Source organism: Massilia sp. Leaf139, assembly GCF_001424165.1.
Taxonomy (GTDB): domain Bacteria; phylum Pseudomonadota; class Gammaproteobacteria; order Burkholderiales; family Burkholderiaceae_D; genus Telluria.
The window spans coordinates 251,125-265,813 of sequence record NZ_LMOJ01000012.1 but is presented as its reverse complement, the minus strand read 5'-3'; the positions used below and the strand labels follow the sequence as shown (position 1 = coordinate 265,813).

General features: G+C 62.8%; 15 protein-coding genes. 11 read left to right on the top strand and 4 right to left on the bottom strand.

All coding sequences use genetic code 11. From position 1 onward, the window contains the following. Positions 1–14: 14 nt before the first annotated feature. The 9 genes from ASF77_RS09755 to ASF77_RS09715 all read left to right on the top strand — a co-directional run bounded on the left by ASF77_RS09755 (position 15) and on the right by ASF77_RS09715 (position 8,032). On the top strand, positions 15–1,520 hold the full coding sequence (locus tag ASF77_RS09755) for a type II and III secretion system protein family protein (protein WP_056338347.1): 1,506 nt from the start codon (positions 15–17) through the stop codon (positions 1,518–1,520). Between the two features lie 2 nt (positions 1,521–1,522). After that, positions 1,523–3,223, top strand: a complete 1,701-nt coding sequence (locus ASF77_RS09750) for an ATPase, T2SS/T4P/T4SS family (protein ID WP_056338344.1) — start codon at positions 1,523–1,525, stop codon at positions 3,221–3,223. Further along, positions 3,220–4,071: a type II secretion system F family protein gene (locus ASF77_RS09745; protein ID WP_056338341.1), complete on the top strand. Its 852-nt coding sequence runs from the start codon at positions 3,220–3,222 to the stop codon at positions 4,069–4,071. The genes ASF77_RS09750 and ASF77_RS09745 overlap by 4 nt, the downstream gene beginning before the upstream one ends. Positions 4,072–4,077: 6 nt before the next feature. Beyond that, entirely contained in the window at positions 4,078–4,965 is an 888-nt protein-coding gene (locus ASF77_RS09740) for a type II secretion system F family protein (protein WP_056338337.1), read from the top strand. Positions 4,966–4,975: 10 nt separating this feature from the next. After that, a complete protein-coding gene (locus ASF77_RS09735; RefSeq protein WP_056338334.1) occupies positions 4,976–5,335 on the top strand; it encodes a DUF192 domain-containing protein in 360 nt (119 codons plus the stop codon). Further along, positions 5,332–6,030 (top strand): TadE/TadG family type IV pilus assembly protein, encoded by a 699-nt coding sequence (locus ASF77_RS09730; RefSeq protein ID WP_056338331.1) that lies wholly within the window; start codon positions 5,332–5,334, stop codon positions 6,028–6,030. The genes ASF77_RS09735 and ASF77_RS09730 overlap by 4 nt, the downstream gene beginning before the upstream one ends. Beyond that, positions 6,027–6,485, top strand: a complete 459-nt coding sequence (locus tag ASF77_RS09725) for a hypothetical protein (protein ID WP_056338327.1) — start codon at positions 6,027–6,029, stop codon at positions 6,483–6,485. Before ASF77_RS09730 ends, ASF77_RS09725 begins: the two co-directional genes overlap by 4 nt. Positions 6,486–6,557: 72 nt before the next feature. After that, positions 6,558–7,277, top strand: a complete 720-nt coding sequence (locus ASF77_RS09720) for a DUF3617 family protein (RefSeq protein ID WP_056338324.1) — start codon at positions 6,558–6,560, stop codon at positions 7,275–7,277. 47 nt (positions 7,278–7,324) lie between these two features. After that, on the top strand, positions 7,325–8,032 hold the full coding sequence (locus ASF77_RS09715; protein WP_056338321.1) for a hypothetical protein: 708 nt from the start codon (positions 7,325–7,327) through the stop codon (positions 8,030–8,032). A gap of 69 nt (positions 8,033–8,101) precedes the next feature. On the opposite strand, the gene ASF77_RS09710 is transcribed toward ASF77_RS09715, so the two are convergent. From ASF77_RS09710 to ASF77_RS09700, 3 genes are all read right to left on the bottom strand, one after another. Next, positions 8,102–9,124, bottom strand: coding sequence for a peptidoglycan-binding protein (locus ASF77_RS09710; RefSeq protein WP_056338318.1), 1,023 nt, complete (start codon positions 9,122–9,124; stop codon positions 8,102–8,104). A gap of 21 nt (positions 9,125–9,145) precedes the next feature. Then, complete coding sequence (locus ASF77_RS09705) at positions 9,146–9,880, bottom strand: hypothetical protein (RefSeq protein ID WP_056338315.1); 735 nt, start codon at positions 9,878–9,880, stop codon at positions 9,146–9,148. 440 nt (positions 9,881–10,320) lie between these two features. After that, positions 10,321–10,770, bottom strand: a complete 450-nt coding sequence (locus ASF77_RS09700; RefSeq protein ID WP_056338312.1) for a hypothetical protein — start codon at positions 10,768–10,770, stop codon at positions 10,321–10,323. A gap of 622 nt (positions 10,771–11,392) precedes the next feature. Here ASF77_RS09700 and ASF77_RS09695 point away from each other — a divergent pair. Both ASF77_RS09695 and ASF77_RS23620 read left to right on the top strand, forming a co-directional pair. Then, positions 11,393–12,526, top strand: a complete 1,134-nt coding sequence (locus tag ASF77_RS09695) for a radical SAM/SPASM domain-containing protein (RefSeq protein WP_082493685.1) — start codon at positions 11,393–11,395, stop codon at positions 12,524–12,526. Positions 12,527–12,543: 17 nt separating this feature from the next. Next, a complete protein-coding gene (locus tag ASF77_RS23620) occupies positions 12,544–13,761 on the top strand; it encodes a TIGR03088 family PEP-CTERM/XrtA system glycosyltransferase (RefSeq protein ID WP_229445353.1) in 1,218 nt (405 codons plus the stop codon). A 293-nt stretch (positions 13,762–14,054) separates the two neighbouring features. Here ASF77_RS23620 and ASF77_RS24230 read toward each other — a convergent pair whose 3' ends face one another. Continuing rightward, positions 14,055–14,399 carry a hypothetical protein gene (locus tag ASF77_RS24230; RefSeq protein WP_156648824.1) on the bottom strand — a complete coding sequence of 115 codons (345 nt, stop codon included), beginning with the start codon at positions 14,397–14,399 and terminating at the stop codon, positions 14,055–14,057. Positions 14,400–14,689 lie beyond the last annotated feature (290 nt).

The window sequence follows — 14,689 nt, the reverse complement described above, 5'->3', positions numbered from 1 at the left end:
CGACAAAGCGACTTATGCACCGACTTCCCCTGTTCCTGGCGCTGCTGTGCGCCGTCCTGTACTCCTCCGTCACCATCGCCGCCGATGTTCCTCCCGCCCCGGTTCCGGCCACCGCCGCGGTAGCCGACGGCGCCGCCGCGGCCGCATCCGTCTGCCCCACGGCGCCGCCGGCCGTCGCCTGCGCGCGCCCGGCCGTGGCACGCCCGGCCGCGCGTCCGGCCATGCGCCGCGTCGCTGCACGGCCGGCGCCGGCGCCGACCGCCGTCAGCTATGGCCCCGCCCAGAACCTCATCATGGCGCTCGGCGAGGTCAAGCTGCTGCCGATGCGCGCCAAGGTGCGCCGCGTCGCGCTCGGCAGCGGCTCGGTCGTCAGCGCGACCACGGTCGACCAGAACCTGCTGCTGATCGGCGAGCAGGTGGGCGACACCTCGCTGCTGGTCTGGACGGGCTCCACCGTGCAGACCTACAAGGTGCAGGTCGTGCCGCGCGAACTCGCGGCGGTGCGCGCCAAGCTCGAAGCGCTGGTGGGCGAGGAGAAGGGCATCAAGATCGACCAGGTCGGCGCCGAGCTGGTGCTGTCGGGGATCGCGCACAAGGCCGTGCTCGACAAGCTGGCGGGCGCGCTCGAGAACACCCCAGGCGTGGTCAACAACATCCAGGAAGACCAGGGCCTGGCCTACACGCGCTCGGTGCTGTTCCGCCTGCACTTCGTCGAGATCAACCGCTCGCTGCTGGAAAACATCGGCGTCAACTGGGACAAGGAAGCGATGGGCCCCTCGCTCGGCCTGACCGGCGTGGCCAAGAACACCGGCATCTACAAGAACATCCCGCCCGACGGCGGCAGCGGCAACCTGCTCGATCCGAACCCCGGCTTCACCACGCGTAACGGCGCGACCGGCGGCATCTTCCTCGGCCTGGCCACCACCATCGGCTCGCGCCTGCGCCTGGCCATTTCCGACGGCGACGCGCGCGTGCTGGCCACGCCCGAGCTGACCGCGCGCAGCGGCGGCAAGGCGCGCCTGCAGGTGGGCGGCGAAGTGCCGATCCCGCTGGCCGGCGCCTTCGGCAGCACCGCCGTCGAATTCAAGCCCTACGGCATGCTGTTCTCGGTCGAACCGCACATCGACGCCAACAACGTCATCACCGCCAAACTCTCGACCGAACTGTCGCAGATCGACCCGTCGGTGACGGTGGGCGGCATCCCCGGCTTCATCACGCGCAGCACGGCCAGCGAAATCAGCGTCAAGCCGGGCGAGGTCGTGGCCTTGTCGGGCCTGGTCAACAGCGAACTGTCGAGCGCGATCGACCGGGTGCCGGCGCTGAGCCGGATCCCGCTGTTCGGCCGCCTGTTCCGCTCGGACGACTTCCGCAACCGCAAGACCGAACTGATCGTGTTCGTCGAGAGCGAAATCATCAACGCCGGCGACGGCCTCGCCGCCGCCCTGCGCGAGCGCGGCGAGAAGGGCCGCCGCGAATTCGAAGAGAAGGTCAACAAGGCGGCGCAGCCGTCGGGAGAGTAGTCATGATCCATGTTCAGTTGTTCAAGCGCGACGAGATGGTCGGCGAAGCGACCTCCGAAGGCCTGTCCTGCTTCCTCGGCAAGGACGACGACAGCCTGCTGCCGCTGGCCGGCTGGCGCATCGGTCGCCGCCAGGTGCAGCTCGAAGTGCGCGACGGCGGCCTGTTCATCAGCGATGGCGGCGGCATCTCGCCGATCCGCATCAACGGCAATGCGATCAACGAATACGGGCCGCTGGCCACGACAGACGTGGTCGAGGTGGGCGACTACACGCTGCGCCTGCACCTGGTCGAGCAGTTGCGGGTGGTGGCGCCGGTGCAGCCCCTGCGCGCCGAGCCGGAACGCGCGGTGCACATCGCCAAGCCCGCGCTGGAACTGGCGCCGCTGGAGACGCCGGAAGGCATCGCCTCGCGCGCGGCCCTGCACAAGAAGCTGATCGCCGCGATGGATCTGCGCCGCGTGAACGTCTCGCGCATGGGCGACGCCGAGCTGCGCGTGGCGGTGCAGAAGATCATCGAGGAACTGGTCGACACCGACCCGCTGTTCGCGCCGATGCGCCCGGTGCGCGATACCCTCTGCTCGGTGGTGCTCAACGAGGTGGTCGGCCTGGGCCCGCTGGAAGAGCTGCTGGCCGACGATTCCGTCAGCGAGATCATGGTCAACCGCCACAACGACATCTTCATCGAGCGCGACGGCCAGCTGCAGCGCTCGAACGTGACCTTCTCGAACGATGCCTCGGTGCTGGCCGCGATCGAGCGCATCGTCTCGCCGCTCGGGCGCCGCATCGACGAGAGTTCGCCGATGGTCGACGCGCGCCTGAAGGACGGCTCGCGCGTGAATGCGATCATCCCGCCGCTGGCCATCAAGGGCCCGAGCGTGACGATTCGTAAATTCGCACGCCGCAAGCTGACCGTCGAGGACTTGATCGCCTTCGGCGCCATCAGCCGCGAGATGACGGAATTCCTGAAAGTGGCGGTCGAGCGCCGCGCCAACATCGTGATCTCGGGCGGCACCGGCTCCGGCAAGACCACGCTGCTCAACGTGCTGTCTGGCTTCATCCCCGACGACGAGCGCATCGTCACCGTCGAGGATGCGGCCGAACTGCAGCTGTCGCAGCCGAACCTGGTCTCGCTCGAAGCGCGCCCGGCCAACATCGAAGGGCGCGGCGCGGTGACGATCCGCGACCTGGTCAAGAACTGCCTGCGGATGCGGCCCGACCGCATCGTCGTCGGCGAGTGCCGCGGCGGCGAGGCGCTCGACATGCTGCAGGCGATGAACACCGGCCATGACGGCTCGCTCACCACCGCCCACGCCAACAACCCGCGCGACTGCCTCTCGCGCCTGGAGGTGATGACCCTGATGAGCGGCCTGGACATCCCGATGCAGGCGATCCGCGAGCAGATCTGCTCGGCCGTGAACCTGATCGTCCAGCAGACCCGCTTTTCCTGCGGCACCCGGCGCGTGACCCACGTCACCGAGGTCACCGGCATCGAGCACAGCGTGATCGCGATGCAGGACATCTTCCGCTTCGAGCAGGACGGCTTCACGCCCGAGGGCAAGGTGCGCGGACGCTGCCTGCCGACCGGCCACGTGCCCGAGTTCTACCAGGATCTGGTGCGGCGCGGGATCGAGGTCGACATGTCGATCTTCGGCCGCGAGCCGTCGATGGCGAACCACGGCTCGATGCGCAAGGTGGCCTCATGACCAGTCCGATGGTGCTGCTGGCCGCGTTTTTCCTGTCCGGCTTCGGCCTGATCTGGATGGCCCTGCATTTCGGCAGCCGCTGGGTGGCGCGCCGCCAGAGCCGCGACGCCAAGAGCGCGGCCTCGGAACTGGAAGGCATGTTCATCTTCACCGGCTCGAACCGGATCATGACGATCAACCTGGCCGTCCTCATTTCGCTGCCGGTGCTGGCCTGGCTCGCCACCGGCAACCTGATCCTGGTGGCCGGCTGCGTGGTGCTCGCCTTTGTCGCGCCGCGCTACGTGGTGCGCTATATCGCGCGGCGGCGCCTGCGCCAGTTCGAGGAACAGCTGCCGGACGCGCTGCTGATGGTGACCGGCGCCCTGCGCGCGGGCGCCAGCCTGATGATCGCGCTCGAAAGCGTGGCGGCCGAAGGCAAGCCGCCGGTGTCGCAGGAATTCGACCTGCTGCTGCGCGAGCTGCGCCTCGGCACGGACTTCGGCGTCGCCCTGCAGAACCTCGAGCGGCGCGTGCCGCTGCCGGATCTGATGATGGCCACCTCGGGCATGGCGCTGGCGCGCGAGGTCGGCGCCAACCTGGCCGAGACGCTCGAGTCGGTCGCACGCACCATCCGCGCGCGCCTGCAAATGGAGGGCAAGATCCGCAGCCTGACCGCGCAGGGCAAGATGCAGGGCCTGGTGATGTCGGCGCTGCCGCTGTTCCTGGTGCTGATCCTGCGCGTCATGGAACCGGAAGCGATGGCGCCGCTGTTCACCGAATGGTACGGCTGGTGCACGCTCGCCTTCATCCTGCTGGCGGTGGGCGTGGGCTACCATTTCATCAGCAAGATCACCAACATCGATGTGTGAGGAAGCATGCAGCAGATCCTGATTGCCGTCCTGATCGGCCTGGCCTTCGTCGCCTTTGCCGGCAGCGTCATCTACAGCGCGGTACGCCTGACCGACGAGGTGCCGGACGAAGACCGCGAATACCTCGACCCGCTGCCGCGCGGCCTGCGCCTGCTCTGGCCCCTGCTGCGGCTGGTGGATTACCACGTCTGCCAGCGCCTGCCGGCCAGCCTGACGGCCGACGCCGCCGACAAGCTGCGCCTGTCGGGCCTCCTGTACCTGATGAGTCCGACCCAGTTCGTGGCCCTGTGCGTGGTCTCGCTGGCCGGCTTCGCACTGCTCGGCGCGGTTCTGCTCCCGGCCGCCGGCATCGAGGACGGCGGCTTCTACATCGCGGCGGCCTCGCTGTTCGGCTGGATCTATCCGCGCATGTGGCTGAAGGACTCGCTCAAGCGGCGCCAGAAGATGGTGGTCAAGGCGCTGCCGGCCTATCTCGATTTTCTGACCATGGGCGTGGAGGCGGGCCTGAACATGGCCGGCGCCATCGGCCAGGCCGTGGCCAAGGGGCCGGACGGCCCACTGAAGAACGAGTTCGCCTATGTGCTGCGCGACCTGCGCTCGGGCCTGACCCGCGCCGACGCCCTGCGCCGCATGGACGAACGCGTGAAGGTGCCGCAGGTGACGAGCTTTATTAACGCCGTGATCCAGGCCGAACGCATGGGCGCGAGTTTGGGCCCGACCTTCCGTGCCCAGGCCGACCAGCGCCGCACCGAGCGCTTCCAGCTGGCCGAGAAGATGGCGATGGAGGCCCCCGTCAAGCTGATCTTCCCGCTGGTGGCCTTCATCTTCCCGGTGACTTTCGTGGTGCTGATGTTCCCGATCGCCGTCAAGTTCATGCAGTCCGGCGCGTTTTAAGGGAAACGATATGCGACACCTGAGCATCGACGTACCCGACACGGAAGCGGGCCGGCTCGAGCTGATGATCGCCACCTCGAGCATCGAGCGCATGCGCGGCCTGCTCGGACGGGCAGCGCTCGGCCCGCGCCAGGGCATGCTGCTGCCGAAGTGCGGCATGATCCACACCTTCGGCATGGCCTATCCGATCGACGTGGTCTATCTCGACCGCCGCAACCGCGTGCTGAAGGTCAGCCCGGCGCTGGCGCCGCGCCGCATGGATGGCCACTGGCGCGCGCGCAGCGTGCTGGAACTGGCGGCCGGCGTGGCCCAGGCCTGCGGCATCCGGCCCGGCTGCGCGCTGGCGCTGCCCGGGGGAGGCGGCCGATGATGGGGCGACACGAGGCAGGGCAGGCCAGCACCGAATTCCTGGTCGCGCTGCCGCTGCTGATCCTGCTGCTGTTCGGGATCGTCCAGTTCTCGCTGATCTACCAGGCGCGCTCGACCCTGAACCACGCGACCATGCTGGCCGCGCGCGCCGCCGCCCTGCACCACGGCGACAGGGTCAAGATGCGCGACGCGCTTGCCTCCGGCCTGGCGCCGCTGTTCGCCAAGCAGCCCTCGATCCTCGCCTACAACCAGGCCGTGGTGGACGCGAAGACCGATCTGCAGGGGCCGGGCAGGGCGACGCTATTGGTGCTCAATCCGACCCGCGCCGCGTTTACCGATTTCGCCCAGGCGCGTCTGGACGGGAAGGGCGGGCGCGAGCTGCCCAACGACACGCTCAACTACCGCAACACCAGCCGCGGCACGGCCTCGCGCATCTCGGTGCAGGACGCGAACCTGCTGCACCTGCGCGTGACCTGGTGCTACCGCCTGATCGTGCCGGTCGTCGACCGCGTCATCTACGCCACCGTGAATGCGCTCGGGCCCGGCGACGCGGCGCTGTCGGCCAACGGCATGGCCGATCCCTTCGGCACCGGCGGCGCCACGCCGGCCAACCGCCCCTGCGTCAAACCGCGCATCGAGATCCGCAGCGAGGCTTTCGTGCGCATGCAAACACCGTTTTACGAGTCCAATCTATGAACATGCAATTCCTTTGCGCCGCACTGGCCTGTCTGGCCTGTTCCGCCGGCGCGGCAAGCGCCCAGCAGGCGCCGGCCCAGCGCTACATCGACGCCCAGGGCGTCGAGATCATCCAGAACCGCGACGCCGCGCGTCCCGCCCAGGCCGCGCAGCCGCGCGCCGGCGCCGTGCGCACGGCGCCCGCAGCTGCGGCCGCGGCAGCCGATCCGAAATTGCAGGTGAGCGCCGCCGAGCAGTCGGCGCGCGACCTCGACCGCGCCGCGATCCTGCGCGAGGAACTGGCGCAGGAGATGCGCAAGTTCGAGGCTGCGAGCAAGGCCCTGGTGCAGGGCGAGCAGGAGGCCCGCGCCCAGCCCCAGGCCGGGAGCGCGCTGCCGCGCCTGAAGGAGATCCTGCACACGCACCAGCAGAACATCGAGGCGATCAGCGCCGAACTGCGGCGCGTGCCGCGCTAACAGCAATGCCCTAAACGTTTTACGATGCCGGGCGTATGCGCGCCGGCTGTTTTTGTCACACCAGGAGAAGGTATGAAGCAGCAGATGGTCATCAAGCAGTACACCCTCGCCGGCGCCCTTGCGCTGGGTCTCGTTTCCAGCATTGCCGGCGCGGCGCCGGAACCGGCCTACCTGCCGCCGCCAGGGCTGTACCAGATCGACGTGGTCTCGGATCGGGTCAGCCACAGCCCCGGCGGCAAGACGACGACACGCGAGACGGTGGATGGCGCCACGGGCGCCCAGAAAAGCCAGTTCCGCCGCAGCGAAGGAAAAACGGGCAGCCATGCCACGGCCGGCGCCGGCCCGAACCGGATCTGCCTGGGGCCGACCGCGCCCGGCGCGCTGCCGAAGAACCTGAAAGTCGACGGCTGCAATGCCAGCAAGGGCCAGGTGATCGGCGGCCAGATGGTGGCGACACACAGCTGCCCCTGGGGGAACATCAAGCTCAGCATGCGCAAGGTCGACGCCAAGACCTGGGAGACGACGACGGAGATGACCGAAACCTCTCTCCCGAGCGGGAATAACCGCGTGCACCCGCTGCGCGACGTGTACGAGGAAATGGCCCGGAGCAAGGATCCGAAGGTGCGCGCCGAGGGCAAGGAGATGCTGGCCGAAGCGAAAAAGGCCGAGGAAGAGCTGAAGGACGCGCCGCTGGACGACCTGCCGATGGAAGGCGCCGCCATGCGGGGCGCCCCCCTCGAGCAGCAGAAATCGGTCATGCGCATGACCCGCCTGGGCGATTGCAAGGCCTGACTGCCGAGGGCGGCGAGCCGGCATTGATCTTCGAGACAAGAGAAACCATGAAAGACAGCATGAACATCATCGCCGGCGCCCTGGCGCTGGCCCTGGGCGCCGGCGGAGCCAGTGCGGCGGACACGCGTTACCTGCTGCCGCCCGGCCAGTACCAGATCGAGACCGTGTCCGATTCGAGCCTGGCTAATCCGGCCGGATCGGTCGGCGCGCGCACGGTCACGGACGGGGCGACCGGCAATATCCAGGCGCAGGTGCGGCGCGCGGACGGCAGCCGCGGCAGCTACGCACTGGCCGGAGACGGCGCGCAGCAGGTCTGCATCCGCCCCGTGAAAACCGTCGACATTCCGAAGGAACTGCTGGCCGACGGCTGCACCGCCGGCAAGGGGCAGGTGGTCGGCAACCAGATGGTCTCGGTGAACAGCTGTTCGTGGGGCCAGGTCAAAACCTCGCTGCGCCAAGTCGACGCCAAGACCTGGGAGTCGACCACGGAATCGGTGTTCACCGGGCCGCCCACGCGCGCCGATACGGCCGGCGGCTTGGCCTTCATGCGCGCCATGGCCGAGAAGATGGCGAAGGAGGGCAACGCCCAGGAACGTGCCGAGGCCGAGCGCTCGCTGGCCCTCTTCAAGCAGATGCAGGCCGGCGCGAAGGACTTGCCACCCGCGCCAATGGCGGCGATGAAGACGGGCGGCGCCGGTGCGGCGACGCAGAAGACCACCCAGCGCCTGACGCGGCTGGGCGACTGCAAGGGTTGACGAAAAACGGCCCGGCACTGGAGGCGCCGGGCCGTACTATCCAGCCCGCGCCGCACGCGGGCCAATGCCTTACCAGGCCATCTTGCTCCAGGTGTTGTCGCCGACGATGCCGTCCACGCCCAATCCCTTCGACGACTGGAAGCTGCGCACCGCCGTGTTGGTGCCGGCGCCGAAGATGCCGTCCACCACCAGGCCGTAACCGCTTTCGTTCAGCTGGCTCTGCACGGCGCGTACCTTGGCGCCCGAGTCGCCCTGCTGGGTGACGATGGTGAGCGCGGGCCAGGTGGCGTTGCCGACCGCGCCGTCGGCGCCGAGGCCCTGCGAGGACTGGAAGTTCTTCACCGCCGTTTGCGTCGCCGTGTCGAAGCTGCCGTTCACCGTGAGCGAATAGCCCCATTGCTGCAGCAGGTACTGGATGGTACGAACGCGCTCGCCCGTGTTCCCGTACTGGACGAGGGGCCAGGTGAGGCCGGCATCGCTGCCGCCACCGCCGCTCGTGCCGCCCGCGACCAGGGTTTTATAGCGCGCCCAGTCCCAGCCCGAACCCGGGTCGGTATGGCTCTGGCTGGCGAAGTTGACGTGGCCCTTGACGTTGTAGAGCGAGTCGGATGGCACCGCGTTCCAGCCGCTGCTGCCGTCATACACCTTTTGCGACAGCCCGCGCGAGGCGAGGATGTCGCGCGTCAGCGCCGCAGAGGCGTTGTACATGGCGCTGGTGTACCAGGTGCTCGGGGCGTTGATATAGCCCTCGTGCTCGATGCCGATGGTGTAGCCGTTCGAATTACCGACGTGCCAGGCCTTGTCCGACTCGCGCACCATCTGCGTCACCTGGCCGTCCGAGGAGCGGATCACGTAGTGGGCGCTGACGCCGGCCTGGCAGTTCTGGAACCAGGAAATCGAGCCCGCGTAGGAGCCCTGCGTGGTGTGTACGGTCACGTGGCTGATGGCCGCCGTGCGCGCCGAGTAGTTGCAGCTGGCGGCCGGGTTCCAGATCGCCGGCGGATAGTCGGTCGACGCGCGCGCCGGGAGCGTCTGCAGGCCGAGGGCGGCCAACATCAGGCCTGCGAGCAGGCCGTTCGTATTCTTCTTCATGGATTGGTCTCCGCAGTCTGGTTATTTGGTCTTGGCCGGTGCATCGACGAAATCGGGCACCGAGATCTTCGGATCGGGCACGCCCGTCTCGACCGTGATGCGGCGCGCGGACAGCTTTTTCAGCTTGTCCTTGCCGTAGACTTTTTCCATCTCCACGTGGCGCTGGTTGATCTTGAAGCCTGCGCCTTCGCGGCCCTGGCGGATAGCGGTCAGGATCTCATAGGTGTAGATCTGGGCGATCTCGGGCTGCGGGATGCCGGAAAAGCGCGCCACGGCGCCTTCCCAGTCCTCGAGCGGGAAGTTCCTGGTCTTGCGCGCGCCGTACTGGGAGAGCAGGGCGGCGGCGGCGCGGATGTTGCTGCGCACATCGGTCATGACGACCTCGGGCGAGACCCGGATCAGCGCGGCGCCCTGCGTCAGCGAGGTGCCGAAATAGGTGTCGTTGCGCAGCCCCATGATGCCGTAGCTGGGCGGCATGCCGTGGTGCGGATCGGGATCGATCTCGATCTCCGGCTCGCCGTTCTTCTTCAGACGGCCTTTCGGCACGTGCGAAGTCCAGCGCGTTTCGGCATAGGCGATCGATTCCAGCAGTTCGACCGGGACGTCGAACTCCTTCGCCGCTTCCTTGAAATACTGCTGGTACAGCTTGGCGGACGCCGTCAGCTGGCGCGGCTGGCCATCGGCGAACGCGGCGGGCGCGGCGGCAAGGCCGGCACACAGCACGGCGAGCAGCCGCGCTTTGGTGGTGAACTTCATTTTCCGTCTCCTGATTCTGGTTATGGTCGCCCCCCGTCGACAAGTGAGGAAAGGGCACGTGCCCGGCCATGAACAGGTTGTGAACCGGGCTCGATCGAGTATAGGGATGTTGCCCTCGCGCACGATTGCACTGATGTATTTTGTTAACTCTATAAATGCTCAGTTGACAAGCTTTGGGGAATGGTGCTTGTGGCAGGCGCAGGGGAGCGCTGAAGAAGGGGAATGAACCCGACACTACGGGCGGTTACTAGGCGAGGGAAATTTGGAGCGCATCGTTCGGTCTTCCCGAGGCGCCACTGCAATGAAGACTCAAAGAGTCTTGAGGAGAAGTGCTTGAGCTTTGGCACTACGCCGTTTGCGAACACGGGCGCTGTCGCATTGCTCGAACTGCCCAATGTATGTCCACTATCGACTCATTGCAGATGTTCTGCGCCCGCACCTCATGCGGAAAAGTAGCCCGACATCCCAATCCCGACCGTAGAAAAGTAAGGGGCTTCGTTGTCATCGTTGTCCGGCCTCCAGAAAGCTAGCTCAAGAGAGGGGAAGATGTAGCTGTACCCGAGTTCTGGATCGGTTTCATCAAGTTTGGAATGACGTCCGACTTCACGGATCAGGATCGGCGTTGTCGTCGAAAACACCGGCAGCCCGAACAAAACCGCCTCAAAGTCGTAGCCTTCGGACAGCTCAATATACGCGACCATTGGCTGTTCGCCTTCGTAGAACACCTGGAATCCATTCCCGAACCAGGCATCCGTTGGGTATCTTGAGTCTGGCGTTTTATAGAAGCTTGCCGTTGGTGTGCCAAGAGCAGCAATGACCGCTTCTCGACTCGCGCCAAGGCTAACGGGGCCAACGCCGTTTATCGGGTTGAGAACAAATTCCTGTTCCATCAATAACTTTTTTCTAGAGATTTGTAGGCGCCACTTAGAGTCCGCTTCTGGCCGAAACCGCACATCGCGGTACGCGTAATTGGCTACCCTGCGGCCACCAAAGCAATGTCAGGATCGATACCAAACCCGTATCGAACAGCAGCTGCAGCTATACATCCCCCAAATATTGAAGATGTAGCGGTGTCAGACGGACACAATCACTTGTGGGATTGTTTCCATCTCGTTCAGACTCGATACTAGTTTTTGTAAAGGACGCTTTTGACCGGTTGCAGACGTAGTGTAGCGTCCGCTTTCGACCCGTGCGGACGCTACAGAAAGACGGTTGTAGCCGCGAGCCGACACTCAAAATGCTCAGTGAACGAGGACATTCTTTCCACCGGCAGCGTTCTTCTTAGTTACTGTAGTCGCTTCCGATTTGCGGAACCTGATCCCTTGAGCAGTGGCTGTACTAAGCAGTCGCCTGGAGTCATTCTTTATAGTCTAGTACGATTTTATGGTGTCGGAATCTTTTACATGTTTTTTCAGGAAAATCTTAACGCACTGAATTAAATCACATTTTCTATGTGGCATGGTTATTGCTCTTGAATAATTACTGAAAGTTAACTTGAGAAGGTAACTCCACATGGGAAGCGGAAAAATTTTTAACGTTTTGTGGAATGCGATGCGCCAACAGGTGGGTGAAGCTCTTCGAACCCAACCTGCCGTCCGAGATGCGGCTATCAAGGTAGAAACCTGGATGTTGAGGCAACAACATTCGGTTGGAAGGATTGCTCCTTCGGTAATTCGACCAAGTCCCCATCTGATCATGCTCGCTTTAACAAGTTATTGCAATTTGCGCTGCCAGGGTTGTAAATACGGCCGGGATTTCATGGCAGGTTCGCAGTTGAGCTGGGAACACATCCAGGACGTGCTCGACGATGCCAAAGAAGCAGGCATCTACAACGTCCGGCTCTACGGCGGCGAACCTCTACTTCACCCGGATCTTACAAAGATTGTCGCCTATTGCAAAGAAATTGGGCTTTCGCCTATGGTAACCACCAATGCGATCGTCCTCTCCTCTCGAATCGACGAGCTGTATGCGGCAGGGCTGAGAGACCTGTCCATCGGTTTTTACGGAGTTGGCGCTGAATACGACGAATATACCCAAAGGCCGGGGCGCGCCAAGCGAATGGAGGCGAGTATTGCCGATGTCAGGCAAAAGTATGGCAATACAGTCAAGATGCAGCTCAACTGGTTACTGCGGCGCCAAACCTGTAATCGGGAATCTCTTCGTGAGGCATTCGAATTTGCGCGCAAGTACAATACGACCTTGCAGGTCGATATGGTGCACTACTCCCTGCCGTACTTTACGGAGGGTCCGGATCGCGAACTTCAATTCCGCGATGAGGACAGGGAAGCGATTGATGTCGTTATCAATGAATTGCTGACGTTAAAAGAACAGTACCCCGAGATGATTCGTCACACACCTGAAGCGATTCGTTCGATGCCGGATTGGTTGCTGCTCGGATCGAAAATGAAGGTTCCCTGTGCCGCGCGTGAAATGATCTGGGTGGGCGCAGATGGTACGGTGCAGCTGTGCTACGTCACGTTCAAGCTTGGAAACTTGCATGACATGCGACTGCGCGACATGCTGTACACGCCGACACATGCTGCAGCTTCACGTGCCGCATTTTCGGTTGACTGTCCAAACTGTCATTGTGGCGCCGGTGATCGGATCATGCGGGATGCACGATCCGTTGGTAAATATAGGGCGTAAGGCGCCAACTGCGCAATATGGCGATGTGGCGAAAAAATAAAACGGCTGAACAGACAAGAACCATCCGAGCAAGGACAGGCTTGCCCGATGCTGCATGGACGGATGCGCCGCTTATCGTGCACGTCATATACCGGTTCGATTTTGGTGGACTGGAAATGCTGCTTGCTGAGTGTGTCCGCCGCATCCCTCGACAGAGATATCGCCATGCTATCATCTGCATCAGCGGATATTCCGCTTTTGTGGACAAAATCGAGGGCACCGGCACCCCTGTCTATAGCCTCAATAAACCAGCCGGTCTGGGCCTTTCTGCGCACCTCAGACTCTGGAAACTGCTCAGAACGCTACGTCCAACAATCTTGCATACCTACTGCATAAGCGCCGTCGAATATACGGCAACTGGAATGCTCGCAAGCGTGCCGATCCGCTTCCATTCCGAACATGGTCGTAATCTGAACGAAGCAGACGGACGTAATCTCAAGTACAACGTATTACGCCGTGTGATGGCACTGCTGATGCATTCCTGCATTGCGGTGTCCAGTGACTTGCAAAGCTGGCTTGCAGACGTCGTTCGCGTACCCCGGTCGAAAATCTCCTGTATTTCAAACGGAGTCGATACGGACAAATTCTCACCAGGTTCGACGCAGCTTCCCCCAAGGCCTGTACACGCCTCCCAGCCAAACCGTTTCGTGATCGGGACGGTAGGTCGTGTGTCTGAGGTGAAAAATCAGGCCGCCCTTGTCGATGCCTTTGTCCTTTTGCTAGACCGATTTAGGGGGAGCAGGCAGGAACTGTCACTCACCATTATTGGCGATGGGCCGCTGTTGACGCCATTGAAGAAAAAAATATCCGCCTTGGGGATTTCTCATCTTGTATCTATCCCAGGGGCTCGCAATGACATCGCGGAAATTATGAAAACATTCTCCGTGTTTGTACTGCCGTCACTCTCGGAAGCAATGCCCGTAGCGGTGCTGGAAGCGATGGCAACCGGAGTGCCGGTAATTGCTTCCCGTGTGGGCGGACTTCCCGATATCGTCAAGGAAAACATTACCGGTATGTTGCTAGAATCTCCATGTCCCACGTATCTCGTAGAAGCAATTGCTGAGTATGTTCAGAAACCGGATATGGGAAAACGGCATGGCGCAGCCGGCCGCAAGTTCGTCGAACAACACCATGGTATTGACCGGATGGTAAACCAATACTTGGCTCTTTACGATGCCGCTGCGCGACACAATTAATGAGCTAAGTTCGTTTGTAATGGCTACAACTGTCATTGATGTAAGTTCCGCATTAATGCGGGCACGCTTTCGACCCACCGTGCATTCGGTGAACAGGCACAACCAGCTGAGTTACAGCCCTTAACTAGCGTACGTTCCTATAGCAACCAGCGGCACTGCGATTTACAGACCGGCTAAATCCGATGTGGCAATTGGCCAACACGATGCTCCGCAATGCTGGGCTGATGACTGCTATGGGCCGATTACAGACCTTTTGTAGCGTCCGCTTCCGACCAATAGCGGATCTTCGCGATTCAACGATGAGCAGACTCGGCATTCGCGAGGCGTCTTGTCAGCACGGTTAGCCCAATCGCTATCAGCACCGCAATTAGCGCAAACCAGAAGCCAGGTACATCCTTCAGCGCGGTATCGATATAGTCTTGCTGCTCCTGTGAGCACCGCCAATTGCGATAGTCGAAGCTGCCGTGCTCCACATCGAGGCACGCTTCTGGTGCCCAATATGCCCTAAGAAATTTGCTTAAAGCATAGATCGCAACACCCCAAATACACGCGATGGCCGCTGAACGGAGGAGCCAGGTGACCCGCGTATTCCTAGGGGTAAAATTAGCCAATTTCTCGTCCTTTCTTGGTTCATCCATCGTATTTGCTCCGTTTACCTCCGCTGCTATGCAATGACCGCTTCTGACCGGAACCAGACGGTCATGTAGTCACTTATCGTAATGCCGTGCAATCTATTGCGACCGTGAATTGACTCGTAGAATAAGGCGAAAGAAGCGTACCACTTCAACACCCCAAGGTGGGATCTTCACTGAGAGCTCGTTGAGTTAGAAAGTTCCCAGTTATTAACGATACATATAAGAAAGTCACTCATCCATCTGCAGTGCACGGAATTTGTTGTGGAAACGTTAAAAGCGTACTGAAGGATAGA